Here is a 25,586-nt window from a genome sequence, read left to right on the forward strand (position 1 = left end):
ACCTGACGACCCAGCAGGATGTGCTCACGGGTCTGTGGCATCGGGCCATCAGTCGCAGCAACAACCAGGATCGCGCCATCCATCTGCGCAGCACCGGTGATCATGTTTTTCACGTAGTCGGCGTGTCCCGGGCAGTCAACGTGTGCATAGTGACGGCCTGCGGTTTCGTACTCTACGTGTGCGGTGTTGATGGTGATACCACGTGCTTTTTCTTCAGGGGTGCTGTCGATCTGGTCGAATGCACGTGCCTGGCCGCCGTTGGTTTTAGCCAGAACGGTGGTGATTGCTGCAGTCAGGGTGGTTTTACCGTGGTCAACGTGACCGATGGTGCCCACGTTTACGTGCAGTTTGTTACGCTGAAATTGCTCTTTCGCCATGGCGATAATCCTTACGTTATGCCTTCATCATTGATGAAGGCATCAGTTAACAATTTTTAAACCGTAGCCTTATTTGCCACGAGCTTCAATAACGGCCTGAGCGACGTTGTTCGGCGCATCATCGTACTTCAGGAACTCCATGGAGTAAGAAGCACGGCCTTTTGTCAGTGAACGCAGCTGAGTTGCATAACCGAACATTTCGGAAAGCGGGACTTCAGCGTGAATCTGAACGCCGGTAGCGTTAGATTCCTGACCTTTAAGCATACCACGACGGCGGCTCAGGTCACCGATAACGTCACCGGTATTCTCTTCTGGCGTTTCTACTTCAACCTTCATGATTGGCTCAAGCAGAACCGGGGTTGCTTTCTTAAAGCCGTCTTTAAACGCAAGAGAAGCAGCCAGTTTAAACGCCAGCTCTGAGGAGTCAACGTCATGGTAAGAACCGAAGTGCAGACGCACGCCCAGATCAACTACCGGGTAACCCGCCAGTGGACCAGACTTCAGCTGCTCCTGGATACCTTTATCAACGGCAGGGATGTATTCGCCAGGAATCACACCACCTTTAATGTCGTTAATAAATTCGTAGCCTTTCGGGTTTGAACCCGGCTCCAGTGGGTACATGTCGATAACAACATGACCATACTGACCACGACCACCAGACTGCTTGGCGTGTTTACCTTCAATACCGGTAACTTTAGAGCGGATCGCTTCGCGATACGCAACCTGAGGTTTACCGATGTTCGCTTCAACGTTGAATTCACGCTTCATGCGGTCAACGATGATGTCGAGGTGCAGCTCACCCATACCAGCGATGATGGTCTGGTTAGACTCTTCATCAGTCCATACGCGGAATGATGGGTCTTCTTTCGCCAGACGACCCAGAGCCAGACCCATTTTTTCCTGGTCAGCTTTGGTTTTCGGCTCAACGGCGATAGAGATTACCGGCTCCGGGAACTCCATGCGCTCAAGGATGATGACGTTATCCGGGTCACACAGGGTGTCACCGGTGGTCACATCTTTCAGGCCGATCGCAGCAGCGATGTCGCCCGCACGAACTTCTTTGATCTCTTCACGCTTGTTAGCGTGCATCTGAACGATACGGCCCAGACGCTCACGGTTTGACTTGACCGGGTTGAACACGGTATCACCGGTGTTAACCACGCCAGAGTAAACGCGGAAGAAGGTCAGGTTACCAACAAACGGGTCGGTTGCGATTTTGAACGCCAGCGCAGCAAACGGCTCGTTGTCGTCAGAGTGACGCTCAGCCGGTGTGTCTTTACCGTCGTCCAGCATACCGTTGATCGCGGTAACGTCAGTCGGTGCTGGCAGGTATTCAACTACCGCATCCAGCATCGCCTGAACACCTTTGTTCTTAAATGCAGAACCACAGGTTACCAGGATGATTTCGTTGTTCAGAACGCGCTTACGCAGAGACGTTTTGATCTCTTCTTCAGTCAGCTCTTCGCCGCCGAAGAATTTCTCCATCAGCTCGTCAGAACCTTCAGCTGCAGATTCAACCAGCTTCGCACGCCATTCGTCAGCCAGATCCTGCATATCAGCCGGGATATCTTCGTAAACGAAGGTAACGCCCTGATCTTCATCGTTCCAGTTGATGGCTTTCATTTTCACCAGGTCAACAACACCGGTGAATTTCTCTTCTGCGCCGATTGCCAGCTGAAGTGGAACCGGGTTTGCACCCAGACGCACTTTCATCTGATCAACAACTTTCAGGAAGTTAGCACCCATGCGGTCCATTTTGTTAACGAACGCGATGCGTGGAACTTTATATTTGTTAGCCTGACGCCATACGGTTTCAGACTGTGGCTGAACACCACCAACCGCACAGTAAACCATAACTGCGCCATCAAGCACACGCATAGAGCGCTCTACTTCGATGGTGAAGTCAACGTGTCCCGGGGTGTCGATGATGTTGACGTGGTGTGGCTCAAACTGCTTAGCCATACCAGACCAGTAACAGGTGGTCGCAGCGGAAGTGATGGTAATACCACGTTCCTGTTCCTGCTCCATCCAGTCCATGGTTGCGGCGCCGTCATGTACTTCACCGATTTTATGGTTTACACCGGTGTAGAACAGAACACGTTCGGTAGTGGTAGTTTTACCGGCGTCGATGTGAGCACTGATACCGATATTACGATAGCGCTCAATGGGTGTTTTACGAGCCATTTGATTCCTCTGATTCTGAGACGTTCATAGTTAAAAAAGCCCAGCAGGTAAGCCACTGGGACGCCCGCTGGGTTAATAACGACTACCTTGCTGTTACCAGCGGTAGTGTGCGAACGCCTTGTTGGCTTCAGCCATACGGTGAACGTCTTCACGTTTCTTAACTGCAGTACCTTTGTTCTCTGCAGCGTCAGAAAGTTCGTTCGCCAGGCGAAGAGCCATTGATTTATCACCGCGTTTACGAGCAGCTTCAACGATCCAACGCATTGCCAGAGCATTACGACGAACCGGACGGACTTCAACTGGAACCTGGTAGGTTGAACCACCAACGCGACGTGACTTCACTTCGACAGTCGGACGTACGTTTTCGAGTGCAACTTCGAAAGCTTCCAGACCATCTTTACCAGCACGTTGAGCCAGGGTATCAAGTGCGGTATAGACGATTGATTCAGCAGTAGACTTTTTACCATCTACCATCAGGATATTTACAAATTTAGCCAGCAGCTCTGATCCGAACTTAGGATCCGGCAGAATTTTACGCTGACCAATGACGCGACGACGTGGCATGGAAATACTCCGTTGTTAATTCAGGATTGTCCAAAACTCTACGAGTTTATTTTGACATTAAAGTTAAAACGTTTGGCCTTACTTAACGGAGAACCATTAAGCCTTTGGCTTCTTCACGCCATACTTGGAGCGAGCCTGCTTACGGTCTTTAACACCTGAGCAGTCCAGCGCGCCACGAACGGTGTGGTAACGCACACCTGGCAGGTCTTTAACACGACCGCCACGGATCAGGATCACGGAGTGTTCCTGCAGGTTATGACCTTCACCACCGATGTAGGAGGTAACTTCAAAACCGTTAGTCAAACGCACACGGCAAACTTTACGCAGTGCTGAGTTTGGTTTTTTCGGGGTAGTGGTGTAGACACGAGTACAAACACCACGTTTTTGCGGGCAAGCTTCCAGCGCTGGCACGTTGCTTTTAGCAACCTGACGAACGCGTGGTTTGCGAACCAGCTGGTTAACTGTTGCCATTAAATAGCTCCTGGATTTAGCTTTTGCTTCGTAAACACGTAATAAATCACCTCGCATTTCTACGAGGAGGCAGAATTTTAGGGCTGTGCCTATAGGGTGTCAAGAAATAACCAGGTTTTCGCGTTTACCAGGCCACTTGCTGTTGATGCTTAATCGTCAGCGCAACGAATCCAGTATAGTCCAGACGGGCAATACTGGTTGAAATTTGAGCAGATAATCCGCGTGCGGCCACATCCTCTTCCAGCACCCATAGCGTGGCCGGTGCCGCGCTGAGCCGGGCCAGCATTGTGCTGCCCTGCAGCGCGCCGGTAACCCCATCCTGCAGCAGCAGCAGGTCATCCTCCGGGCGCAGCAGCAGCAGCAGCGTTTCGATATCACACTGCCAGGGGGAGTTCATCAGCGTATAAAGCATGGCAGTTTCTCAAAAACAGATAATGCGATCGAAAGAGGCAAGCGTCTGGCGTAGTGCGTCACTCTCCAGCACCTGGGCAGTTAACACGCGTTCTGCGCTCAGGCTCACTCCGCGCGCCAGTAGCGAATGCTGACAGATATAGCACTGCTCAATATCATAGAGCGCCAGCACACCAAAGGTGGCGATATAGTCGCGCGCCAGTATGATCCCCGGCTGCTGCTGCTCAGTCAGCTGCAGCACACCGTCGCCGATAAAAAAGAGGCCAACCTCTTCGCTCAGGGCGCCGGTAGCCAGAACGGCATCCAGCCCTTCCCTGCCGGCACTGCTGCCGTGTGGTGCGCGGGTAAAGAGGAACGCAACGCGGTTCATCAAAACTGCACCAGACGATCGCAGCTGAGCGCCGCTTCAGCCAGTGCGCCCAGACCGCTGAGTTCAAAACCCGGCTGCAGGTTGCTGCCCGCCAGCTGTAAACGCGCTGCCTCCTGCCGATCGGTAATACCACGCCGTAGCGCGGCAGCCACGCAGACGTTAAGCGCGACACCGCAGGCGTCGTGCAGCTGCTGCCAGCTGCGCACAATATCAGCTTCGTCACTGGCAGGCGCGCTCAGCTCGCTGGCGTTCAGCACACCTTCACGATAAAAAAATATGCTTTCCAGCTCGTGGCCTGCAGCAATCAGCGCACGGGCAAACAGCAGCGCGCTGGTCGCGTTCTGGGTGCCGTAAGCTGGCCCGGTCACCAGCAGGGTATAGCGCATCAGCGATCCTGCCCCTGAAAATCGCCGTTCTTAAACTGACGTATATAGAGATAGACCGTATGCCTGGAGATATTCAGACGAGCAGCAACCTGATTGATGGCATCCTTGATATCAAAAATGCCTTTCTCATAGAGATTAAGCACGATCTGCCGGTTCTTGGCGTTGTTAGAGACGTTGCGATCCGCGCTGACCTCTTCAATGGTGAACTCCAGCGTCTGCATCACCAGATCTTCTACTGAACTGGCAAAGTTTACGCTTGAGTCGACCTGCTGCATCTCTGGCGGCATAAAGGTCGACATGATTTGCGAGAACGGTACATCCAGATTCATATTGATGCAGAGCAAACCAATGACGCGCTGCTGGCGATTACGAATAGCAATGGTGACCGATTTCATCAGAACACCGCTTTTGGCACGCGTAAAGTAGGCGCGGGAGACATTGCTGTCAGCGCCATGCATATCATGCAGCATGCGCAGCGCCAGATCGGTAATCGGCGATCCGACTTTACGCCCCGTATGTTCACCGTTAGCGATACGTACAGCTGAACATTTCAGATCTTCCAGCGAGTGCAGCACGATTTCGCAGTGCGAGCCAATCAGCATCGCCAGACCATCAACCACTGCCTCGTAAGATTTGAGAATATCGTAATCTGCTTGCTCAAAAGGGCGCTGCTCCAGTAAATCGAAGTCAGTCAGTTCACCGGGATTAAATGGATTAGACATCGAAGACATTACCCTACGTGGCTGGAGCCTGTCGCGACAGCATTGGGGCAGACTCATCTTATGATCATTATGCAGGCGATAGTCTGGCAAATGTCGCCCGCTTTAGCCAGAGCTTTGCACATATGCAGCAGGAATTGAACGTGCGGGGGAATGCAGAGGGAACTGCCGCCCGAAGGCGGCAGAACAGAGCAATTACTGCGCTTTTTTCTCAGCAGCGGCCGGAGCCTGTGCTTTTTCATCCGCTTTTGGTGCTGCTTTGATATCCAGCAGTTCTACATCAAACACCAGCGTGGAGTTGGCCGGAATACCCGGTACGCCGTTTTTGCCGTAAGCGAGGTTCGGCGGGATCACCAGTTTGATCTTGCCACCTTTTTTCACGTGCTTCAGGCCTTCAGTCCAGCCCGGGATGACGCCATCCAGACGGAAAGAGAGCGGTTCGCCACGGGTGTAAGAGTTATCAAATTCGGTGCCGTCGATCAGCGTACCTTTGTAGTTGACTACAACAGTGTCACTATCTTTAGGTGCGGCGCCGCTGCCCTCTTTCTCCACCTGATAGAGCAGGCCAGATTCGGTCTTCTTCACGCCCTTCTCTTTCGCGAATTTTTCAGCAAAAGCGTTGCCTTTGTCAGCATTCTCTTTTGCATCTTTTTCCAGCTTCGCCTGAGCAGCACCCTTCACGCGACCTTCAAAGGCCTGCAGGGTCTGTTCGATCTCCTGGTCAGAGAGTTTGCTTTTACCGCCAAACGCGTCCTGAACACCAGCAATCAGCTGATCTTTGTCCAGTTTGATGCCCAGTTTCTCCTGTTCCTTCAGAGAGTTGTCCATGTAGCGACCCAGCGAAGCACCCAGTGCATAGGCAGATTGCTGATCTTCGTTTTTGAAAGCAGCATTTTTTGGTGCCTGTGGCGCAGCCTGCGCCGCGTCAGCCGGAGCTGCAGCGGTTTCTGCTGCCATCGCCAGCGGTGCATTGAGTGCGACAGCCATAGTGGTAGCTAACAATGTGACTTTAAACAGTGATTTCATCCTTTCTCCAAAACCGAAGCTTCAAACCTCGGGAATCATTGCGGACAGTGGTCCACACTATAACTTTACGCGGCAGCAACGAACACTCCCGCAGTGTAATTACCCGGTTAACCTCCGACCTTTTTTGCTTCAGGAAGTTTCATCTGAGATGTAGGCGCTACGGGTAAATTCAATGGCAGGAGATAAACGCCGGGTAAATATCAGGTGATTCTGACCGCAAAGGCCGTAGAATCACGCCGGTTCATATCAATGCGCAGTACGATGACAGGAGGAGTAACGATGCAACAGACAGACTGGGATCGGCGCCTTGAAGCGCTGGAGAGCAAGCTGGCTTTTCAGGAAGACACCATTGAGCAGCTTAATCAGACGGTGGTCGAACATGAACTGGAGATGAGCAGACTGCGGGAACACGTCCGCTTGCTGGTCGACAAAGTTAAAGCGGCAGCGCCCTCAATGGTCGCTTCGCCGTCGGAAGAGACACCTCCGCCGCATTATTAATGCCTGCCGGCAGCGGAAACAGAAAGGCCACCCGCAGGTGGCCTTTTTATACCGGCAACGCTTAGTGGTTGCAGCCGCAACCGCCGCCGTGACCATGGTCGTGGTCATGACCGTGATCGTGGTCGTGATGATGACCATCTGCGCCATGCACGTGACCGTGCGCCAGCTCTTCTTCCGTGGCTTCGCGGATAGCAACCACTTCCACGTTGAAGTTCAGGTTCTGACCAGCCAGCATATGGTTACCATCAACCACAACGTGCTCATCTTCTACTTCAGTGATTTCAACCGGCACCGGGCCCTGGTCGGTTTCTGCCAGGAAGCGCATGCCAACCTGCAGCTCATCCACACCCATGAAGACATCTTTAGGTACGCGCTGTACCAGATTGTCATCATACTGGCCATAAGCATCGTTTGCCGGGATATGCACGTCAAACTTGTCGCCGACCGCGTGATTTTCCAGCGCTTTTTCCAGACCAGAAATCAGGGAACCATGACCGTGCAGATAGTCTAACGGTGCACTTACCGGTGACTCGTCAACCAACACGCCATCTTCGGTACGAACCTGATACGCCAGGCTCACCACCAGGTCTTTTGCTACTTTCATGATATCTCCTAACCGTTGAGAACTAAGGATCCCGTCTCATTGGTCTATTTTTGCGTGCAATAACCAACCAGAAAGGTTTAAAGCTGAACAGATTTACTCTGCAGAATATGCAGACCATTCAGCGTTAGTGGCGCCGATTGTAACGGAATTCAACACCACTGTAAGTCTAAGCGTAAAAAAAGCTGTGCCGGCACGCTACTCGGGATGAAAAATGCCGATCACCTGCTCATTACTGCGGATCTGATCGCGCGCCTGCTTATCGGCCTCGCGCATCTGATGCCCGCATTTTACGCATTCCACCACATCGACACTGTTTTCGCGCCACATGGCCAGGGTGTCTTTTTCCTGACAGTGCGGACAGACCGCACCGGCGATAAAACGTTTACGCATTTTTTCCTGCCCGCCTGTTGTTCACGGAAACTTTAAGTGTATACCCTGCACACCGCAAATTGCAGCGGTGGCTCTGAATGGCTTACGCTGCCGGCTTACTCATCATCCCAGCCATTTATCTGCCGCTTTTCATGCTGCATCTCACGCTGGAAGATATCCTCCAGTTCGCGTCGCGCTTCACGCACGCGGGAGACCTGCACGCTGTCATCATGGCCAGGCATCAGCTCACGCAGCATGCGCATATCCAGCCGGCGGAAATGCTGCTGCGCACGCTGCGCCTGATGAGGATGCATGCCGAGAGAAATCAGCGCCTTGCGGCCAAGCTCCAGCGCACTGGAGAACGTTTCACGGGAGAATAGCGTGACGCCCGCCTGCAGCAGTTCGTGCGCTTCAACGCGCCCGCGCGCCCGCGCCAGAATCTCCAGCTGCGGAAAATGGTGCTGGCAGAGGTGCACAATGGTCATGGCATCTTCGGGATCGCTGCAGGTAATAACAATAGACTGCGCATTCTCTGCGCCTGCGGCCCGCAACAGCTCCAGCTCGGTGGCGTCACCGTAGTAAACTTTATAGCCATACTTGCGCATCAGGCTGACCGCAGAGATATCCCGCTCCAGCACCGTGATGCGCTTGTTGTTAGCCATCAGCAGACGCCCTACCACCTGCCCGAAGCGGCCAAAACCCACTACAATAACCTGCGGCTGATCGTCCTCCACAAAGGGCTTCTCATCACTGTCATCTTTGTCATTAAAGCGACGGGCCAGAATCTTATCCACGCCCTGCATCAGCAGCGGGGTTGTCATCATCGAGAGGGTCACCGTGACCAGCAGCAGCGGCAGCTGATCGCCGCTGAACAGATGGGCGGATGACGCGGCGGAGAACAGGACAAACGCAAATTCACCGCCCTGGCTGAGCACACCCGCAAACTGCAGACGCTCTGAACTGCGCAGGCCGTAAATGCGCGCCAGCACGTAAAGCACCAGCGCTTTTATCGCCACCAGCACCAGTACGCCGATCAGAATAGCCACGATATGGGTATAGAGCACGCCAAGGTTCAGCGCCATACCAACAGAGATAAAGAACAGGCCCAGCAGCAGCCCTTTGAACGGCTCGATAGCCACTTCAAGTTCGTGCCGGTACTCGCTCTCCGCCAGCAGGATCCCGGCGATAAAGGTGCCCAGCGCCATCGACAGGCCCAGCGCATCCATAAACAGCGCCGAGCCCAGTACCAGCAGCAACGAGGCGGCGGTAAACACTTCTCTGACGCCGGAAGCGGCAATAAAGCGCAAAATGGGGCGCAGTAAATAACGGCCGCCCACCAGCATGCCGGCGAAGGCCAGCACTTTCATCGCAACTTTAAGCCAGTCAACGTGCCCGCTGTCGCCGCCGGACAGTAACGGCACCAGCGCCAGCGCCGGGATCACCGCCAGATCCTGAAACAGCAGCACCGAAAAGCCCAGCTGTCCTGATTCGCTGCGGTTCATTCCTTTATCGCGCATCAGCTGTAGCGCCATAGCCGTAGAGGACATAGCCAGACCGATGCCGCCTATCACAGCCGCCTGCCAGCTGAAATCGCTCAGCCAGAGCAGCACGCCAAGGATCGCCGCAGAAAATATCACCTGCGCCGCGCCGACGCCGAAAATTGAGCGGCGCAGTGACCAGAGTTTGGCTGGATTCAGCTCCAGGCCAATGATAAACATCAGAAACACGACGCCCAGCTCGGAGAAGTGCAGGATCTCATCCACATCGCTGATAAAACCCAGTCCCCACGGGCCGATCGCAATACCGGCGAGCAGATAACCCAGCACGGCACCAATTCCCAGCCGGGCAGCAACAGGCACGACCAGCACCGCCGCCACCAGATAGATGACGCCCGCTGTCAGTAACGTTTCACCTTGCATTACACTCCTCCCTGCGGAAGTGGTGACGCGAGCCAGTCGCCGTAGGCGCGGGCAAAATGACGCAGCGTTTCAGGCGTCTGCCGCCGCGCCCAGTGGATCACCATCGGCGTCATCCAGTGCATACGGCACATCTGCGCCGTCAGCTCAAATGGCCGCATAATATCGCTCATCGGATAGCGGTTCAGGCCGTCGTGATGATAGGCCGCTTCAGGCTCACCGGTGGTCACTACGCTGCGCCAGTATTTCCCCTCCAGCGCATTCCCATCCACGCCGCTGGCAAAACCACGTGACAGTACGCGATCCAGCCACTCTTTCAGCAGGGCAGGACAGCTGTAGGTATAGAGCGGATGCTGAAACACGACGATCTCATGGTCGCGCAGCAGCTGCTGTTCATAATGAATATCTATAAAAAAATCCGGATAGTGCGCATATAAATCGTGCACGGTGACGTGTTCAAGTTCCCTGGCCGACTGCAGCAAAACCCGATTGGCGATCGAATCCTGTGACTCCGGATGGGCGTAAAGCAGCAAAATTTTTGGTGGCTGCGACATCCTTCCCCTCCAAAGCGTCGTCACCGCAGCGGAATTCCGCTACCATGCTCAACGCAACTAAACATTATCGAATTATGTTGCCGATAAATTACCATATTCTGACGACACGGCGCCTATGATTGTCTTTTCCGCACTACAGATACGACGCGGCACCACTGTGCTGCTGGACAACGCAACCGCAACCATTAACCCCGGCCAGAAAGTGGGCCTGGTGGGTAAAAACGGCTGCGGCAAATCCACCCTGCTGTCGCTGCTTAAAGGTGAAATCAGCAGCGATGCCGGCAGCGTCACCTTCCCCGGCAGCTGGGCGCTGGCGTGGGTCAACCAGGAGACGCCAGCGCTGAGTAAAGCCGCGCTGGAATATGTTATCGACGGCGACCGCGAATATCGTCAGCTTGAATCTGAATTAGCGGATGCCAACGCGCGCGATGACGGCAACGCGATTGCGCTGCTGCACGGCAAGCTGGATGCGATTCAGGCGTGGAGTATACATGCGCGCGCGGCCAGTCTGCTGCACGGTCTGGGCTTTAGCCAGGAGCAGCTGATGCGACCGGTCAGCGACTTCTCCGGCGGCTGGCGCATGCGTCTCAACCTGGCGCAGGCGCTGGTGTGCCGCTCCGATTTACTGCTGCTGGATGAGCCGACTAACCACCTCGATCTTGACGCCGTGATCTGGCTGGAGCGCTGGCTGAAAAGCTATGAAGGCACGCTGATTCTGATCTCACACGACCGCGACTTTCTCGATCCGGTGGTGGATAAAATTATTCATATTGAGCAGCAGACGCTGATTGAATATACCGGCAACTACAGCTCTTTTGAGCGGCAGCGCGTCGCTAAACTGGCGCAGCAGCAGGCGCTTTATCAAAGCCAGCAGGAAAAAGTGGCGCACCTGCAGAAGTATATTGATCGCTTCCGCGCCCAGGCGACCAAAGCCAAACAGGCGCAGAGCCGCATTAAGATGCTGGAGCGCATGGAGCTGATTGCGCCAGCGCACGTGGATAACCCGTTCAGCTTCAGCTTCCGCGCGCCGGAAAGCCTGCCCAACCCGCTGCTGAAAATGGAAAAGGTCACGGCAGGTTATGGCGATCGCATTATTCTTGACGCGATCAAGCTCAATCTGGTGCCGGGATCGCGTATTGGTCTGCTGGGCCGAAACGGTGCGGGTAAATCTACGCTGATCAAGCTGCTGGCGGGAGAAATCGATCCGCTGGAGGGCAAAGTGGGTCTGGCGAAAGGCATTAAGCTCGGCTATTTCGCGCAGCACCAGCTTGAGTATCTGCGCGCTGAGGAGTCACCGCTGCAGCATCTGGCGCGTATCGCGCCAGCCGTACTGGAGCAGCAGCTGCGCGATTACCTGGGCGGTTTTGGCTTTCAGGGCGATAAAGTCAGCGAAGCCACCGCGCGTTTTTCCGGCGGCGAAAAAGCGCGCCTGGTGCTGGCGCTCATCGTCTGGCAGCGCCCCAACCTGCTGCTGCTGGATGAGCCAACTAACCATCTCGACCTCGACATGCGTCAGGCGCTGACCGAAGCGCTTATCGATTTTGAAGGCGCGCTGGTGGTGGTGTCGCATGACCGGCATCTGCTGCGCTCCACCACTGACGATCTCTATCTGGTTCACGACCGCAAAGTGGACGTGTTTGCCGGCGATCTGGATGACTATCAGCAGTGGCTGAGCGACCTGCAAAAGCAGCAGGCGCAGCAGGATGCCGCACCAAAGCAGGATAATGCCAATAGCGCTCAGTCCCGCAAAGATCAGAAGCGTCGCGATGCTGAGCTGCGCGCGCAGACGCAGCCGCTGCGCAAAGAGATTGAGAAGCTGGAGAAGCAGATGACGAAATGGCAGAGTCAGCTGAGCGAGGCTGAAGCCCTGCTGGCCGACAGCGCGATTTACGATCAAAGCCGCAAAGCCGATTTAACCGCCGCCCTGCAGCGCCAGGCGGAGAGCAAATCGGCGCTGGAAGACGCCGAAATGGCGTGGCTGGATGCGCAGGAGCAGCTGGAGCAGATGCTGGCGAATTAACGGTCAGCATCTGTGCCAACCCTGCAGCTTTCATCTCTTCTGCAGGGGCGGCATTTATGCCCACCAGCCCACCACCGCAATAAACGCCTCCATGACGGATCCGTCTCTTACAGATTATCTCTTTGTAGGGTCGGCATTTATGCCGACCTGGCTCACCACCGCAACGCGTTAAAACGGCACATCCCCTAACACCGTCGCTCGATGCATAATCCTGCGCGCCGGATAGTAATCGGCATTGGCGTAATGCTGCGTGACACGGTTATCCCAGATAGCGATGTCGTTCTCCTGCCAGCGCCAGCGCACCTGAAACTCCGGCTTCGTGGCGTGTGCAAACAGATAATTCAGCAGCGCGTCGCTCTCTTTTTCACTGACGCCCAGCAGACGCGTGGTAAACCCCTCGTTCACAAACAGCGCCTTACGCCCGCTGACCGGATGGGTGCGGATCGCCGGATGTCGGACCGGGGGATGCTTAGCCACCGCCTGCTGCCAGCGCTGATGCTCCTCCGGCGTGCGGCGATATTTATACTCCTGAAACGACTTTTTAAAATCGTGCTCCGCCTGCAACCCGCTCAGCAGCTGCTTAACCGGCTCAGAAAGGGTTTCATAAGCGGCAATCCCGCTGCTCCAGAGCGTATCGCCCCCGCTTTCCGGCAGCAGTTTCGCGGCCAGCAGGGCAATGGCCGGCGGTGTTTCAATAAAGGTGACATCGGTATGCCAGTTGTCGTTATCCGGCGGATTATCCTGATGGGTATCCAGCTCGATGATCTCTTCCACGCCAGCCGCATGCGGATAGACCGGATGAATATGCAGATCGCCAAAACGCACCGCCAGCGCCCGCTGCTGCTGCGGCGTAATCACCTGGTTGCGTAAAAACAGCACCTGATGACGCAGCAGGCCGTGATAGAGCTGTTCAAACTGCGCATCGCTCAGCGGACGGCTGAGATCGACATCGCTGACCTGCGCGCCGATCCAGGGGCCCAGCGCGGTAAAAGTAAGACGTTCGTTCATTGCTGCTCTCCATACCAGGGCGTCAGGCGGCGTTGCAGCGCGCGCAGACCCACTTCTAAACTAAATGCGATAACGGCAATGACGCCGATACCCGCCAGCACCACATCCGTAGCAAGAAACTCTCCTGCTGACTGCACCATAAACCCCAGGCCCCGCGTGGCGGCGATAAGCTCTGCAGCCACCAGCGTCGACCAGCCGACGCCCAGCCCGATACGCAGACCGGTCAGGATCTCCGGCAGCGCGCCCGGCAGGATCACAAAGCGCAGCAACTGCCAGCGGGATGCGCCAAGCGCCTGTGCCGCGCGCACGCGGACCTGCCGGCAGTTCTTTACGCCGGCCAGCGTGGCCAGCGTTACCGGCGCAAAAATCGCCAGATAGATAAGTAAAATCTTTGAGGTTTCACCAATACCAAACCAGATCACCATCAGCGGCAGGTAGGCCAGCGGCGGCACCGGCCGGTAAAGCTCAATCAGCGGATCGAGCAGCCCGCGCAGCGCCGGGCTCAGTCCCATCGCAATGCCGGTCGGGATACCAATCAGCGCGGCAAAAAACAGCGCCACCAGCATGCGCGTCAGGCTTGCGGCCAGATGCTGCCACAGCGTGGCGTCCATAAAACCCTGCGCACTGGCAATCAGCAGCAGTTTCTGCAGCACCTGCTGCGGCGCGGGCAGAAACAGCGGTGCAATCAGCCCCAGCGCCGTCACGCCCCACCACACCAGCAGCAGCAGCGCGATGCTTAGCAGGCTAAGCGACAGCTGGCGTGACAGCGGCCAGCGCAGGCCGCGGGTGCGCGCTGCACCACGTTTCTCATCAATAACTGCACTCATACAAACGCCTCCCGCCTGGCAAACACCTGATTCAGCACATATTCACGGCGTTCGATAAACGCCGGATCGGATTTGATGCTGCGGCACGGTTCGCCATCTGCGAAGCGCTGACCAAAATTGAGCCTGAGCCGTTCCACTATGCGCCCCGGTCCGGGCGACAGCAGCACCAGTTCGCTGGCCAGAAACACCGCTTCTTCTATGTCATGGGTAATCAGCAGGATCTGCTTGCCGGTGTCGCGCCACAGCGTCAGCAACAGGGTTTGCATCTGCTCGCGGGTAAACGCATCCAGCGCGCCAAAGGGCTCATCTAACAGCAGCAGCTGCGGATCGGCCGCCAGCGCACGCGCAATCCCCACGCGCTGACGCTGCCCCCCGGAGAGCTGCCAGATAAAACGCTTTTCTGCCCCCTCCAGCCCGACGTTGCGAATCAGCCGGCGGGCAACGGCGTGACGATCCGCTTTTGCCATACCGGCCAGCTGCAGGCCAAATGCCACGTTATCGATCACGTTGCGCCACGGCAGCAGCCCTTCATGCTGAAACACCACGCCGCGCCTGGCGTCTGGCCCGGTCACCGCTTTGCCATCCAGCGTAATGCTGCCGGACTCCAGCGGCAGAAAGCCGGCAATCAGGTTCAGCAGCGTGGTTTTGCCACAGCCGGATGGACCCAGCACCACCAGCAATTCACGGCTGTCCAGCTGCAGGTTGATATCCTGCAGCGCGGGCTGGCCGGCGTAACGTGCGTTGAGATGCGTGATGCTGAGCATACGGCCTCCGTTATTTCGCTAAAGGTGCAACAAAGCGGGTGGTGACAAAGCTGCTGTAGTCGCTGGCCGCTTCCGGCACCCGCCCCTGCTCTTTCAGAAAGTGCGCGGTATCAACAATGGCTTTATTCACCGGCTTGCCGAGTTGCTCAACCTGCTGCTGCGCCGTCAGATAGGTATTGCCTTTAACCAGGCCCGGCACATCTCCTTCCGGTACGCCGCTCAGGCGCGACAGCTTGTTCAGGTTATCCGGCTGCTTCAGCCACTGTTCGGGCTGGGCGAGATAGGCCTGCTGCGCCTCAATGGCGCTGCGGGCAAACGCGGTAACCACCTCCGGATGCTGCTGCGCAAAATCTTTACGCACCACCCAGACATCGAGCGTTGGTGAGCCCCACTGTCCCACCTGCGAGGAGTCGGTCAGCACGTGACCCTCTTTTTCCAGTTCATTAACGGCTGGTGCCCAGACGTACGCGCCGTCAATATCGCCACGCTGCCAGGCGGCAACGATCGCAGGCGGCTGCAGGTTCACTAACTGCACCTGTGAGGGCTTAATGCCCCAGTGCTTCAGCGCCGCCAGCAGGCTGTAATGCGTGGTAGAGATGAAAGGCACGGCAATACGTTTGCCGATGAGCTGTTTCGGATCGCTGATGCCTTTTTTCACCACCAGCGCCTCGGAGTTACCCAGCTGTGATGCAAGCAGAAACGCTTCAATCGGCAGCTGCTGTGTGGCAGCGACTGCCAGCGGACTTGAGCCAATATTGCCAATCTGCACATCACCGGACGCCAGCGCACGCAGCACGCTGGCACCGCTGTCAAATTTGCGCCAGTCCACGGTTGCTCCGCTCTCACGGGCAAAGGTGTTATCCGCCTGAGCGACTTTGGCAGGCTCTGCGGAGGTCTGATACGCCACGGTCACGTTGACTGCCTGCGCCTGAAACGCTATCAGTCCCAGTGCCGCTGCCAGCGAGATCATTGTTTTTTGCATTACCATCATTCTGTTTCCCGAAGTGAAGTTATGACGGCAGTGTCGCCAGCAGCGAAAATTTCATAAAGGAATTAAAAATTATCCCTCATGCCAATCAGTTCTTAGATCAACATCAGGCAACGCTATGCAAAAAAAGCAAATAGACCGGACAGAAACGGTGACAAATTTGTCAGGCGCTCACATCGCGACTGTGTTATTGATCTCTTCCTGATTTCATCACCTGAATAGCGGTTGTTATCTTCATGTCCATCGAAAAAGTCGCGCACCTGGCAGGCGTATCAAAAGCTACCGTTTCCCGGGTTCTGAACCAGCACCCCGGCGTCCGTCCCGATACGCGCAGTAAAGTGCTGGCGGCGATCAGCGCGTGCGATTACCAGCCCAATTTGCTGGCGCGCCAGCTGCGTACGGCGCAAAGCAATATGCTGCTGGTGCTGATTTCAGATATTACCAACCCCTTCTGTTCGCGCGTGGTGCAGGGGATTGAAGCGGAGGCGGAAGCGCAGGGCTATCACATTTTGCTCTGCAACAGCGCCTCTCAGCTGCGGCGGGAAACCGCCTATCTGGCGCTGCTGGCTGGTAAGGTCGTCGATGGTGTGATCACAATGGATGCCGCTGCCTGTCTGCAGGGGCTGAAAGATTTGATTGGCGATGCGCCGTGGGTGCAGTGCGCTGAATACGATCCCTCTATTAATGCATCCAGCGTGACTATTGATAACCGGCAGGCGGCTTTTGAGACGGTCCGCTACCTGGCCGGAAAGGGCCGAAAACAGATTGCGCTGGTCAACTGCGACATGCGCTATCTCTATTCGCATCAGCGTGAGAGCGGCTACCGCGAGGCGCTGAAGGCGCTGAATATGACGTGGGATCGCGTGGCGTATGCGGAGAACATCTCCTGCGAAGCGGGCAGCGCCGCGCTGCATGCACTGCTGGCACAACCCTCTCCGCCCGATGCCATTTTTACCGTGTCAGATGTGCTGGCCGTTGGCGTTATTCACGCCGCGCTCGAAGCGGGACTGCGCGTTCCGGAGGATCTGGCCGTGGTGGGTTTTGACGGTATTCCGTTTACCAGCAGCCTGAATCCGCCGCTGACCACCATTGCGCAGCCGATGAATCAGATGGGTGCCCGCAGCGTACAGCTGCTGCTGAACCGCATTCGCCAGCCGCACGCTGCCATTGTGCACGAAGTCCTGCCCTGGCAGCGTCTGGAGCGCGCATCCAGCTAATCTAGCGCCAGATCAGCAGCACACAGGCAGCGGTCAGTGCACCCATCGCAAGGTTGAACAGTTTCCAGGCACGCGGGCTATGCAGCAGGCGGCCAATCAGTGAACCAAATCCCATCCAGATCAGGCCGGATACCAGATTCACCAGCGCCATGCCCATGCTGATCGCAACCACAGAGTGCTGATAGGCAGCGCCTGCCAGGCTGAAACTCGCTATCGCCCCCAGCGCCATCAGCCAGGCTTTGGGATTGATCAGCTGCAGCAGTCCGCCCTGCCAGAACGGCATCTGCTTTACCGAACGGTCTTCGGTTTCCAGCGTCTCATAGGCGGCCGTCGCGATTTTCCACGCCAGCCAGAGCAGATAGAGGCTGCCGGCAATCTTCAGCACCAGATGCAGCGACGGATAGAGCAGGATCAGTCCGCCAATGCCAAATGCCACCATCAGCAACATCACCTGCATACCCAGCATGATACCAATAAGCAGCGGCAGCGTGCGCAGAAAGCCAAAATTAGCACCTGAGGCCGTAAGTAACATATTATTGGGCCCCGGCGTGATGGCCGCGACCCAGAGAAAACCTAACATCGACAAAAAAAGACTGAGTTCCATGAGTATCCGGATGCTCCTCATCCTTAAAAGCAGACAACCCATCGAAGCTATCAGCGAGTTATGCATCAGACAAGCACTATCCCTGGTTATTTAGATTGCCCCGCCGGCAATCCCTTTATTCCGCTGCGCGGCTTCGGCAATGCGCATTTGCAGACCCTGCTGCCGCGCCTGCTGCGCCGCCGCGTCACGCTTAAACCACACTGGCAGCGGCTGGAGCTGCCGGATGGCGACTTTGTCGATCTCGCCTGGAGCGAAGATCCGGCTGGCGCGCGCCACAAACCGCGCATGGTGATGTTTCACGGGCTCGAAGGCCATTTTCGCAGCCCCTACGCGCACGGCCTGATGCAGGCGTGCAAAGCGCGCGGCTGGCTTGGCGTGGTGATGCACTTTCGCGGCTGCAGCGGCGAACCTAACCGGCTGCAGCGCATCTATCACTCCGGTGAAACGGAAGACGCGACCTATTTCCTGCACTGGCTGCGGCGTGAATGGGGCAGCGTGCCGACGGCTGCGGTAGGGGTGTCACTGGGCGGTAACATGCTCGCCTGTTTACTGGGGCTGCAGGGTAATGAGGCGCCGCTGGATGCGGCCGTGGCGATATCAGCACCGCTGGCGCTCGCCCCCTGCAGTGAAAAGCTCGATATCGGCTTTTCCCGCTTCTACCAGCACTATCTGCTGACGCAGCTGAAAAAGAATGCGCTGCGCAAACTGCGCGCCTGGCCCGGCACGCTGCCGGTTGATGTACTGCAGCTGCGCGCGTTTCGCCGCCTGCGCGAATTTGACGACGCGATCACCGCCCGGGCGCACGGCTTTCTTGACGCCAGCGATTACTATCAGCGCGCCAGCGCCCTGCCGCTGTTAACCGGCGTACGCAAGCCGATGCTGATCATCCACGCCAAAGACGATCCCTTTATGACAGATGCGGTGATCCCGCAGCCGCAGCAATTGTCTGCCACAATTGAGTATCAGCTGACGCAGCAGGGTGGACACGTTGGCTTTGTCGGCGGCAGCCTGCTTAAACCGCATATGTGGCTGGAGCAGCGCGTGCCGGAGTGGCTCTCAACTTATCTGGATGGGCAATTGTGATTATTCCGTGGCAGGAACTGGAAGTAACAACGCTGGAAAACCTGATTGAAAGTTTTGTTCTGCGCGAAGGCACTGACTACGGTGAGCAGGAGCGCAGCCTGGCGCAGAAGGTAGCCGACGTGCGCCGCCAGCTGCAGCAGGGCGAGGTGGTGCTGGTCTGGTCTGAGCTGCATGAAACGGTCAATATTATGCCGCGGCGCGAGTTTCGCGGCTGATGCACTGCCAGATAATTCATGGTAACAATGCTCATCGCCCGACCTCACAGGGAGCACCCGTATGTCAGCCAGACACCCCGTTATCGCCGTTACCGGCTCCAGCGGCGCCGGTACCACGACAACCAGCCTTGCGTTCCGTAAAATTTTTCAGCAGCTGGGGCTGCATGCAGCCGAAGTAGAAGGCGACAGTTTTCATCGCTATACCCGGCCGGAAATGGATATGGCGATCCGCAAAGCACGCGATCTGGGCCGTCACATCAGTTATTTTGGTCCGGACGCCAATGACTTTGGCCTGCTGGAGCAGACGTTCCGGCGCTATGGCGAAAGCGGCATCGGAGAGTCGCGCAAATATCTGCACACCTATGACGAGGCCGTGCCGTGGAATCAGGTGCCGGGCACCTTTACGCCCTGGCAGCCGCTGCCGGAGAATACCGATGTGCTGTTTTACGAGGGCCTGCACGGCGGAGTAGTTACGCAGCAGCATAACGTGGCGGAGCATGTTGATCTGCTGGTGGGCGTGGTGCCGATCGTCAATCTTGAGTGGATACAGAAACTGGTACGCGATACCAGCGAACGGGGCCATTCGCGCGAAGCGGTGATGGACTCTGTGGTTCGGTCGATGGAAGATTATATCAACTACATCACGCCGCAGTTTTCGCGCACGCATCTTAACTTTCAGCGTGTACCGACGGTTGATACCTCTAACCCGTTTGCGGCGCGCGAGATCCCCTCACTCGATGAGAGTTTTGTTGTGATCCATTTTCGCGGCCTGGAAGGTATCGCTTTCCCCTATCTGCTGGCGATGATTCAGGGATCGTTTATTTCGCATATGAATACGCTGGTGGTACCGGGCGGCAAAATGGGACTGGCGATGGAGCTGATCATGATGCCACTGGTGCAGCGGCTGATTGAAGGAAAACGGATAGAGTAGAGGCCATATCTGCCAGACTATGTGGCATCGGTCGCCATAAATGGCGACCCTGCAGGGTATAGTGCCATGTTTCACAAATGACAGCACCAGCCATCGTAGGGTGCGCATTTATGCGCACCGGCACCGATTACTGCGCGACCACTTCATAACTGTGGGTGATCTCCACCCCTTTGCCAAGCATGATTGCCACTGAGCAATATTTTTCTGCCGACAGATCAACCGCCCGTGCCACCGCTTTCTCGCTCAGCGCTTTGCCGCTGACGATAAAATGCAGGTTAATCTGTGTAAAAATACGTGGTGCTTCTTCGCGCCGCTCTGAAGTCAGTTTGACCTCACAGTCAGCCACATCATTACGCCCTTTTTGCAGAATCGAAACCACATCGATCGCGCTGCAGCCGCCGGCGGCCATCAGTACCATCTCCATCGGGCTTGGCGCTTTATCGCCTGAATTCCCGTCCATTAATAACTGATGTCCTGATGAGGATTCTCCGAGAAAGGTCAGCCCTTCCACCCATTTCACACGTGCCTGCATTATTCTTTCTCCTGAAGCGGCGTTTTGCGCCAGAGTACGCGTTCATCCGGCAAACAGCAATCGCCCGCCTGCTGAAGCGAGACAACACAAGACAGCCTGCAAAAGCTGTGCTACAAACAGAGCTGAAAATTTCTTCGTCGTGGCTGATGAGGACGGGCAGAATCAAAAGCAGAGCTTACACATCCGCCCGGATAATTTTTATTAACAGGACGCGCTGGACGATTTCATCGCCTGACAGGGAATGAATGCCCCTGTGTTTTGGGCACGATTACAATAGAGGATAATAGCGAATGGTTCTCGGCAAACCGCAAACAGACCCTACACTCGAATGGTTCCTGTCCCATTGCCATATTCACAAATATCCATCCAAAAGCACGCTGATCCATCAGGGTGAAAAAGCAGAAACGCTCTACTACATCGTTAAAGGTTCCGTTGCGGTACTGATTAAAGATGAAGAAGGCAAAGAGATGATCCTCTCCTATCTGAATCAGGGAGATTTCATCGGCGAACTCGGCCTGTTTGAAGAGGGCCAGGAGCGCAGTGCCTGGGTGCGTGCGAAAACAGCCTGTGAAGTTGCTGAAATTTCCTACAAAAAATTTCGTCAGCTGATTCAGGTTAACCCGGATATTTTGATGCGCCTGTCGGCGCAGATGGCACGTCGCCTGCAGGTGACATCAGAAAAGGTGGGTAACCTGGCTTTCCTGGATGTTACCGGCCGCATTGCACAGACGCTGCTTAATCTGGCTAAACAGCCGGATGCCATGACCCACCCCGACGGTATGCAGATTAAAATTACCCGTCAGGAGATTGGTCAGATCGTGGGTTGCTCACGGGAAACCGTTGGTCGCATCCTGAAAATGCTGGAGGATCAGAACCTGATCTCCGCACACGGTAAAACCATCGTCGTTTACGGCACCCGCTAAGCTGTTTCACCCCCCACGGCGTGATGGCACCATCACGCCGTTTCTGTTTGCGATAAGCTGATGTGGCGCCGAATCATCTATCATCCCGAAGTCAATTACGCTCTGCGTCAGACGCTGGTATTGTGCCTGCCTGTCGCGCTGGGATGGCTGTGTGGCGATCTGCAAAAAGGCCTGCTGTTCTCGCTGGTCCCCGCCTGCTGCAATATTGCCGGCCTTGATACGCCGCATAAACGCTTTTTCAAACGCCTGATCGTGGGCGGTACGCTTTTCGCCACCGGCAGTTTTCTGATCCAGTACCTCACCAACGCCGCGGTTCCGCTGCCGCTTATTATGCTGGCGCTGCCGCTGCTGATTGGCGTGACGGGCGAAATCAGTCCGCTGCACGGGCGTCTGCTGCCCGGCACGCTGATTGCAGCGATCTTTACGCTGAGTCTGGTAGGGCGCATGCCGATCTGGGTGCCGCCGCTGCTCTATATCGGCGGCACGTTCTGGTATGGCCTGTTTAACTGGTTCTGGTACTGGCTGTGGAAAGAGCAGCCCATGCGTGAAACGCTGAGCCTGCTCTATCGTGAGCTGGCTGACTACTGCGATGCCAAATATACCCTGCTGACGCAGCTGACCGATCCGGAAAAAGCGCTGCCGCCGCTGCTGGCGCGCCAGCAGAAAGCGGTTGACCTGATCACCACCTGCTATCAGCAGATGCATATGCTTTCTGCCAGCCGCGATAACAGCCATAAGCGGCTGACGCGCGCTTTTCAGGTGGCGCTGGATCTGCAGGAGCATATCGCTGTCAGCCTGCACCAGCCGGAGAAAGTGCAAAAGCTGGTAGAACAGAGTCATGCGGAAGCGGTTATCCGCTGGAATGCAAAAACCATTTCGGCACAGCTCAGGCTGCTGGCCGATGCCATTCTCTATCACCAGCTGCCCGCCCGCTTTCAGATGGAAAAGCCGCTCGGCGCACTGGAAAAAATTGCGCGGCAGCATCCGGATAATCCGGTTGGCCACTTCTGCCTTTATCATTTCAGCCGCATCGCCCGCGTGCTGCGCACCCAGAAACCGCTCTATACGCGCGACCTGATGGCCGATCGCCAGCGGCGCCTGCCGCTGCTGCCCGCCCTGCGCAGCTATCTGTCGTTCAGGTCCGGCGCGCTGCGCAGCGCGGCCCGCTTTGCCGTTATGCTGATGTTTGGCAGCTCGGTTGCGCTGTTTTTTAATATTCCCAAGCCCTACTGGATCCTGATGACCATTATGTTTGTCAGCCAGAACGGCTACAGCGCCACGCGCGTGCGCATTCAGCACCGGGCGCTCGGCACCTTTGCCGGGCTGCTGATTGCCGCCGCATCGCTGCGCTTCGCCGTACCGGAATCGATCGCGTTGCTGTTTATGCTGGCAATCACGCTGGCCAGTTATCTGGTGACGCGCAAATATTATGGCTGGTCGATGATTGGCTTTACCGTGACGGCGGTCTACTCGCTGCAGCTGCTGTCGCTGAATGGCGCTCAGTTCCTGCTGCCGCGGATGATGGATACGCTGATGGGCTGCCTGATCGCCTTCGCCGGTATGATCTGGCTATGGCCGCAGTGGCAAAGTGGCCTGCTGCGCCAGAATGCGCACGATGCGCTGGAGGCGTATCAGGAGGCGCTGCGCATGCTGCTGGGGCCGGAACACGCGCCGGAAAAACTGGCTTACCAGCGGGTAAAGGTTAACCAGGCGCATAACGCGCTGTTTAATGCGCTGAATCAGGCGACCAGCGAGCCCGGTTTTAACGCGCAGTATCTGAAGGATATGCGGCTGTGGGTCACGCACAGTCAGTTCATCGTAGAGCATATTAACGCCATGACTATTCTGGCGCGTGAGCACACTATGCTGACCCCGGCTCTGGCAGAGCGCTATCTGCAGTCGTGCGAAATTGCCCTGCAGCGCTGTCAGCAGCGGCTGATCTACGACGGGCCGGGCAGTGAGAGCAACGTTATGGAGGCGCCGGAAAACCTGCATGAGGGGCCGGTGACGATTGTCGAGCAGCATGTTAAACGCATTCTGCAGCATCTCAGCGTCATGCACACCATCTCCTCTCTGGCGTGGAGCCAGCGACCGCATCATGGCCGCTGGCTGCGGGCTATTCGTCCGAAAGGATAATCAGGCTGCAATAACCCTGCGCAGCGCGGCGGCAAAGCGTGTCATTCCGGCGTCGATCTCCTCCGGAGTGATAACCAGCGACGGTACAAAGCGGATCACGTCGCTGCCGGCGGTCAGGATCATCACGCCTTCTGCCGCTGCCGCATTGAGAATATCGCGGGCTTTACTGGCATGTTCCGGTTTCAGTACCGCGCCCATCAGCAGACCCTTTCCGCGAATTTCGCTAAAGATGTCCAGCTCACTATCCAGCGCCGTCAGCGCGTCGGTAAACTGCTGCCGCCGCGCTTCCACCCCGGCCAGCACCGCCGGCGTGTTAATGATATCCAGCGCGGTTTCTGCAATCGCGCAGGCGAGCGGATTGCCGCCGTAAGTGGTGCCATGTACGCCGGGCGCCATCACGGAAGCGATCTCATGCGTGGTCAGCATCGCGCTCACCGGGAAGCCGCCGCCCAGCGCTTTCGCCGTCGTAAGAATGTCAGGCTGAATCCCGTAGTGCTCATAGCTAAACAGCTTGCCGCTGCGTCCCATGCCGCTCTGCACTTCATCCAGCACCAGCAGCGCGTTATGTTCATCGCACAGCGCGCGCAGCCCCTGCATAAATTCCGGCGTTGCCGGCATCACGCCGCCCTCACCCTGAATCGGCTCAACAACAATCGCGCAGGTATGATCGTCAATCACGGCTTTTACCGCCGCCAGATCGTTGAACGGGACGTGGACGATATCGGCCGGTTTTGGACCGAAGCCGTCAGAATATTTAGGCTGTCCGCCAACGGAGACGGTAAACAGCGTGCGGCCGTGGAAAGCGTTGTGAAACGCGATGATCTTACTTTTGAACGGCGAGTGCTTTTTGCAGGCGTAGTAGCGCGCCAGCTTGAACGCCGCTTCGTTGGCTTCCGCACCGGAATTGCCAAAAAATACGCGGTCGGCGAAGGTGGCGGCAATCAGCTTAGTGGCCAGACGCAGCGCCGGCTCGTTGGTAAAGACATTACTGGTGTGCCACAGCGTTTCGCCCTGGCGCTTCAGCGTCTCAACCAGTGCCGGATGACAGTGACCCAGCGCGGTGACCGCTATACCGCCGGAGAAGTCGATATACTCTTTACCCTGCTGATCCCAGACGCGGCTGCCTTTGCCCTTTACGGGCACAAACTGCGCAGGTGCATAAACAGGCAAAATGACGTTATCAAACGTCTCCCGGGTTACCGCTATGTTTTCCGCTGCCATTGCTGACCTCATCCGGCTGTTGAGTGATCTTAAATGAAATTATAATCACGAAATATGCATAAAAAATCACAGAATGGCAAACGGAAGTTAGCGTTCGAGAAAATTTTTCAGCAGCTGATGGCCCTGCTCGCTGAGCACGCTTTCGGGATGAAACTGTACGCCTTCCAGCGGCAGCGTGCGGTGACGCAAGCCCATGATTTCATCGGGCTGATTATCACGCAGGCTCCAGGCAGTGATCTCAAACGCGTCAGGCAGCGATCCATCCGCCACAATCAGTGAGTGATAGCGCGTCACGGTAAGTGGATTAGCGAGGTTGCGAAACACGCCCTCGCCGGTATGGCGTACCGGCGAGGTTTTCCCGTGCATAACCTGACGCGCACGAACAACCTTTCCGCCAAAGGCCTGAGCGATGGCCTGGTGTCCGAGGCACACCCCCAGCACCGGCAGCCGCCCGGCAAAATAGCGAATGGCATCCAGAGAAATACCCGCCTGGTCGGGCGTACAGGGGCCAGGAGAGATAACCAGATGGCTTAGCGGCAATGCCGCCATCTCAGCCAGCGAGATAGCGTCATTACGCACCACGCGCACCTGCGCGCCCAGCTCGCAGAAATACTGATAGAGGTTCCAGGTAAAAGAGTCGTAGTTATCAAGCAGCAGCAGCATCATGA

29 protein-coding genes are annotated in these 25,586 nt (G+C 56.3%); 8 read left to right on the forward strand and 21 right to left on the reverse strand.

Going from position 1 to position 25,586, the window contains the following annotated elements:
- From AC2CF9_RS14270 to fkpA, 9 genes are all read right to left on the reverse strand, one after another.
- Nucleotides 1–377 (reverse strand): GTP-binding protein (locus AC2CF9_RS14270; RefSeq protein ID WP_484557300.1); only part of this gene is annotated, 377 nt, incomplete at its 3' end.
- Between the two features lie 69 nt (nucleotides 378–446).
- Nucleotides 447–2,561: an elongation factor G gene (fusA, locus tag AC2CF9_RS14275; RefSeq protein ID WP_150018494.1), complete on the reverse strand. Its 2,115-nt coding sequence runs from the start codon at nucleotides 2,559–2,561 to the stop codon at nucleotides 447–449.
- 93 nt (nucleotides 2,562–2,654) lie between these two features.
- Complete coding sequence (gene rpsG / locus AC2CF9_RS14280) at nucleotides 2,655–3,125, reverse strand: 30S ribosomal protein S7 (protein ID WP_007886246.1); 471 nt, start codon at nucleotides 3,123–3,125, stop codon at nucleotides 2,655–2,657.
- 96 nt (nucleotides 3,126–3,221) lie between these two features.
- A complete protein-coding gene (gene rpsL / locus AC2CF9_RS14285) occupies nucleotides 3,222–3,596 on the reverse strand; it encodes a 30S ribosomal protein S12 (RefSeq protein ID WP_010616440.1) in 375 nt (124 codons plus the stop codon).
- 124 nt (nucleotides 3,597–3,720) lie between these two features.
- A complete protein-coding gene (gene tusB / locus AC2CF9_RS14290; protein ID WP_150018493.1) occupies nucleotides 3,721–4,008 on the reverse strand; it encodes a sulfurtransferase complex subunit TusB in 288 nt (95 codons plus the stop codon).
- Between the two features lie 9 nt (nucleotides 4,009–4,017).
- Nucleotides 4,018–4,377 carry a sulfurtransferase complex subunit TusC gene (gene tusC / locus AC2CF9_RS14295; protein WP_484557301.1) on the reverse strand — a complete coding sequence of 120 codons (360 nt, stop codon included), beginning with the start codon at nucleotides 4,375–4,377 and terminating at the stop codon, nucleotides 4,018–4,020.
- A complete protein-coding gene (gene tusD / locus AC2CF9_RS14300; protein WP_484557302.1) occupies nucleotides 4,377–4,763 on the reverse strand; it encodes a sulfurtransferase complex subunit TusD in 387 nt (128 codons plus the stop codon). The genes tusC and tusD overlap by 1 nt, the downstream gene beginning before the upstream one ends.
- The gene (locus AC2CF9_RS14305; RefSeq protein WP_065648594.1) at nucleotides 4,763–5,485 is read right to left on the reverse strand and encodes a helix-turn-helix transcriptional regulator; all 723 of its coding nucleotides are present in this window, start codon (nucleotides 5,483–5,485) and stop codon (nucleotides 4,763–4,765) included. Before AC2CF9_RS14305 ends, tusD begins: the two co-directional genes overlap by 1 nt.
- Nucleotides 5,486–5,677: 192 nt before the next feature.
- A complete protein-coding gene (fkpA, locus tag AC2CF9_RS14310) occupies nucleotides 5,678–6,508 on the reverse strand; it encodes an FKBP-type peptidyl-prolyl cis-trans isomerase (RefSeq protein WP_039380847.1) in 831 nt (276 codons plus the stop codon).
- Nucleotides 6,509–6,787: 279 nt separating this feature from the next.
- On the opposite strand from fkpA, the gene AC2CF9_RS14315 reads away from it, so the two are divergent.
- Nucleotides 6,788–7,006 (forward strand): protein SlyX, encoded by a 219-nt coding sequence (locus AC2CF9_RS14315; protein ID WP_039380849.1) that lies wholly within the window; start codon nucleotides 6,788–6,790, stop codon nucleotides 7,004–7,006.
- Between the two features lie 61 nt (nucleotides 7,007–7,067).
- Here AC2CF9_RS14315 and slyD read toward each other — a convergent pair whose 3' ends face one another.
- From slyD to kefG, 4 genes are all read right to left on the reverse strand, one after another.
- Complete coding sequence (slyD, locus tag AC2CF9_RS14320) at nucleotides 7,068–7,610, reverse strand: peptidylprolyl isomerase (RefSeq protein ID WP_150018490.1); 543 nt, start codon at nucleotides 7,608–7,610, stop codon at nucleotides 7,068–7,070.
- 195 nt (nucleotides 7,611–7,805) lie between these two features.
- The gene (locus AC2CF9_RS14325) at nucleotides 7,806–8,000 is read right to left on the reverse strand and encodes a YheV family putative zinc ribbon protein (protein ID WP_039380854.1); all 195 of its coding nucleotides are present in this window, start codon (nucleotides 7,998–8,000) and stop codon (nucleotides 7,806–7,808) included.
- Between the two features lie 95 nt (nucleotides 8,001–8,095).
- On the reverse strand, nucleotides 8,096–9,898 hold the full coding sequence (gene kefB / locus AC2CF9_RS14330; RefSeq protein ID WP_150018489.1) for a glutathione-regulated potassium-efflux system protein KefB: 1,803 nt from the start codon (nucleotides 9,896–9,898) through the stop codon (nucleotides 8,096–8,098).
- The gene (gene kefG / locus AC2CF9_RS14335; RefSeq protein ID WP_484557303.1) at nucleotides 9,898–10,449 is read right to left on the reverse strand and encodes a glutathione-regulated potassium-efflux system ancillary protein KefG; all 552 of its coding nucleotides are present in this window, start codon (nucleotides 10,447–10,449) and stop codon (nucleotides 9,898–9,900) included. Before kefG ends, kefB begins: the two co-directional genes overlap by 1 nt.
- Before the next feature lie 115 nt (nucleotides 10,450–10,564).
- Between kefG and AC2CF9_RS14340 the strand changes: the two genes are divergently transcribed.
- The gene (locus tag AC2CF9_RS14340; protein WP_484557304.1) at nucleotides 10,565–12,469 is read left to right on the forward strand and encodes an ABC transporter ATP-binding protein; all 1,905 of its coding nucleotides are present in this window, start codon (nucleotides 10,565–10,567) and stop codon (nucleotides 12,467–12,469) included.
- Between the two features lie 168 nt (nucleotides 12,470–12,637).
- On the opposite strand, the gene tauD is transcribed toward AC2CF9_RS14340, so the two are convergent.
- The 4 genes from tauD to tauA are packed head-to-tail and all read right to left on the reverse strand — an operon-like array spanning nucleotide 12,638 to nucleotide 16,059.
- Nucleotides 12,638–13,477, reverse strand: a complete 840-nt coding sequence (gene tauD / locus AC2CF9_RS14345) for a taurine dioxygenase (protein ID WP_039380866.1) — start codon at nucleotides 13,475–13,477, stop codon at nucleotides 12,638–12,640.
- A complete protein-coding gene (tauC, locus tag AC2CF9_RS14350; protein ID WP_145339886.1) occupies nucleotides 13,474–14,304 on the reverse strand; it encodes a taurine ABC transporter permease TauC in 831 nt (276 codons plus the stop codon). The genes tauD and tauC overlap by 4 nt, the downstream gene beginning before the upstream one ends.
- Nucleotides 14,301–15,068, reverse strand: a complete 768-nt coding sequence (gene tauB, locus AC2CF9_RS14355) for a taurine ABC transporter ATP-binding subunit (protein ID WP_484557305.1) — start codon at nucleotides 15,066–15,068, stop codon at nucleotides 14,301–14,303. Before tauB ends, tauC begins: the two co-directional genes overlap by 4 nt.
- A 10-nt stretch (nucleotides 15,069–15,078) precedes the next feature.
- Nucleotides 15,079–16,059: a taurine ABC transporter substrate-binding protein gene (gene tauA, locus AC2CF9_RS14360; protein WP_484557306.1), complete on the reverse strand. Its 981-nt coding sequence runs from the start codon at nucleotides 16,057–16,059 to the stop codon at nucleotides 15,079–15,081.
- Nucleotides 16,060–16,292: 233 nt separating this feature from the next.
- Here tauA and AC2CF9_RS14365 point away from each other — a divergent pair, with 233 nt between their 5' ends.
- Entirely contained in the window at nucleotides 16,293–17,273 is a 981-nt protein-coding gene (locus AC2CF9_RS14365; RefSeq protein ID WP_094111207.1) for a LacI family DNA-binding transcriptional regulator, read from the forward strand.
- 1 nt (nucleotide 17,274) lies between these two features.
- On the opposite strand, the gene AC2CF9_RS14370 is transcribed toward AC2CF9_RS14365, so the two are convergent.
- Nucleotides 17,275–17,877 (reverse strand): LysE family translocator, encoded by a 603-nt coding sequence (locus AC2CF9_RS14370; protein WP_039380881.1) that lies wholly within the window; start codon nucleotides 17,875–17,877, stop codon nucleotides 17,275–17,277.
- Between the two features lie 60 nt (nucleotides 17,878–17,937).
- Between AC2CF9_RS14370 and AC2CF9_RS14375 the strand changes: the two genes are divergently transcribed.
- From AC2CF9_RS14375 to AC2CF9_RS14385, 3 genes are all read left to right on the forward strand, one after another.
- On the forward strand, nucleotides 17,938–18,960 hold the full coding sequence (locus tag AC2CF9_RS14375; protein WP_484557307.1) for a hydrolase: 1,023 nt from the start codon (nucleotides 17,938–17,940) through the stop codon (nucleotides 18,958–18,960).
- The gene (locus tag AC2CF9_RS14380; RefSeq protein ID WP_065648582.1) at nucleotides 18,957–19,175 is read left to right on the forward strand and encodes a YheU family protein; all 219 of its coding nucleotides are present in this window, start codon (nucleotides 18,957–18,959) and stop codon (nucleotides 19,173–19,175) included. The genes AC2CF9_RS14375 and AC2CF9_RS14380 overlap by 4 nt, the downstream gene beginning before the upstream one ends.
- 61 nt (nucleotides 19,176–19,236) lie before the next feature.
- Nucleotides 19,237–20,106, forward strand: a complete 870-nt coding sequence (locus AC2CF9_RS14385) for a phosphoribulokinase (RefSeq protein WP_039380889.1) — start codon at nucleotides 19,237–19,239, stop codon at nucleotides 20,104–20,106.
- A gap of 127 nt (nucleotides 20,107–20,233) precedes the next feature.
- Here the strand turns inward: AC2CF9_RS14385 and AC2CF9_RS14390 are convergent, their stop codons facing one another.
- Nucleotides 20,234–20,638 carry an OsmC family protein gene (locus AC2CF9_RS14390; RefSeq protein WP_108570290.1) on the reverse strand — a complete coding sequence of 135 codons (405 nt, stop codon included), beginning with the start codon at nucleotides 20,636–20,638 and terminating at the stop codon, nucleotides 20,234–20,236.
- 290 nt (nucleotides 20,639–20,928) lie between these two features.
- Here AC2CF9_RS14390 and crp point away from each other — a divergent pair, with 290 nt between their 5' ends.
- Nucleotides 20,929–21,561, forward strand: a complete 633-nt coding sequence (gene crp, locus AC2CF9_RS14395) for a cAMP-activated global transcriptional regulator CRP (protein ID WP_000242755.1) — start codon at nucleotides 20,929–20,931, stop codon at nucleotides 21,559–21,561.
- Between the two features lie 60 nt (nucleotides 21,562–21,621).
- Nucleotides 21,622–23,697 (forward strand): YccS/YhfK family putative transporter, encoded by a 2,076-nt coding sequence (locus AC2CF9_RS14400; protein WP_150018481.1) that lies wholly within the window; start codon nucleotides 21,622–21,624, stop codon nucleotides 23,695–23,697.
- Here AC2CF9_RS14400 and argD read toward each other — a convergent pair whose 3' ends face one another.
- Complete coding sequence (gene argD, locus AC2CF9_RS14405; RefSeq protein WP_484557308.1) at nucleotides 23,698–24,918, reverse strand: bifunctional acetylornithine/succinyldiaminopimelate transaminase; 1,221 nt, start codon at nucleotides 24,916–24,918, stop codon at nucleotides 23,698–23,700. It abuts the gene before it with no gap.
- An 87-nt stretch (nucleotides 24,919–25,005) separates the two neighbouring features.
- Nucleotides 25,006–25,581, reverse strand: a complete 576-nt coding sequence (pabA, locus tag AC2CF9_RS14410) for an aminodeoxychorismate synthase component 2 (protein WP_484557346.1) — start codon at nucleotides 25,579–25,581, stop codon at nucleotides 25,006–25,008.
- Nucleotides 25,582–25,586 lie beyond the last annotated feature (5 nt).

The organism is Pantoea sp. SYBGC1, from assembly GCF_057197005.1.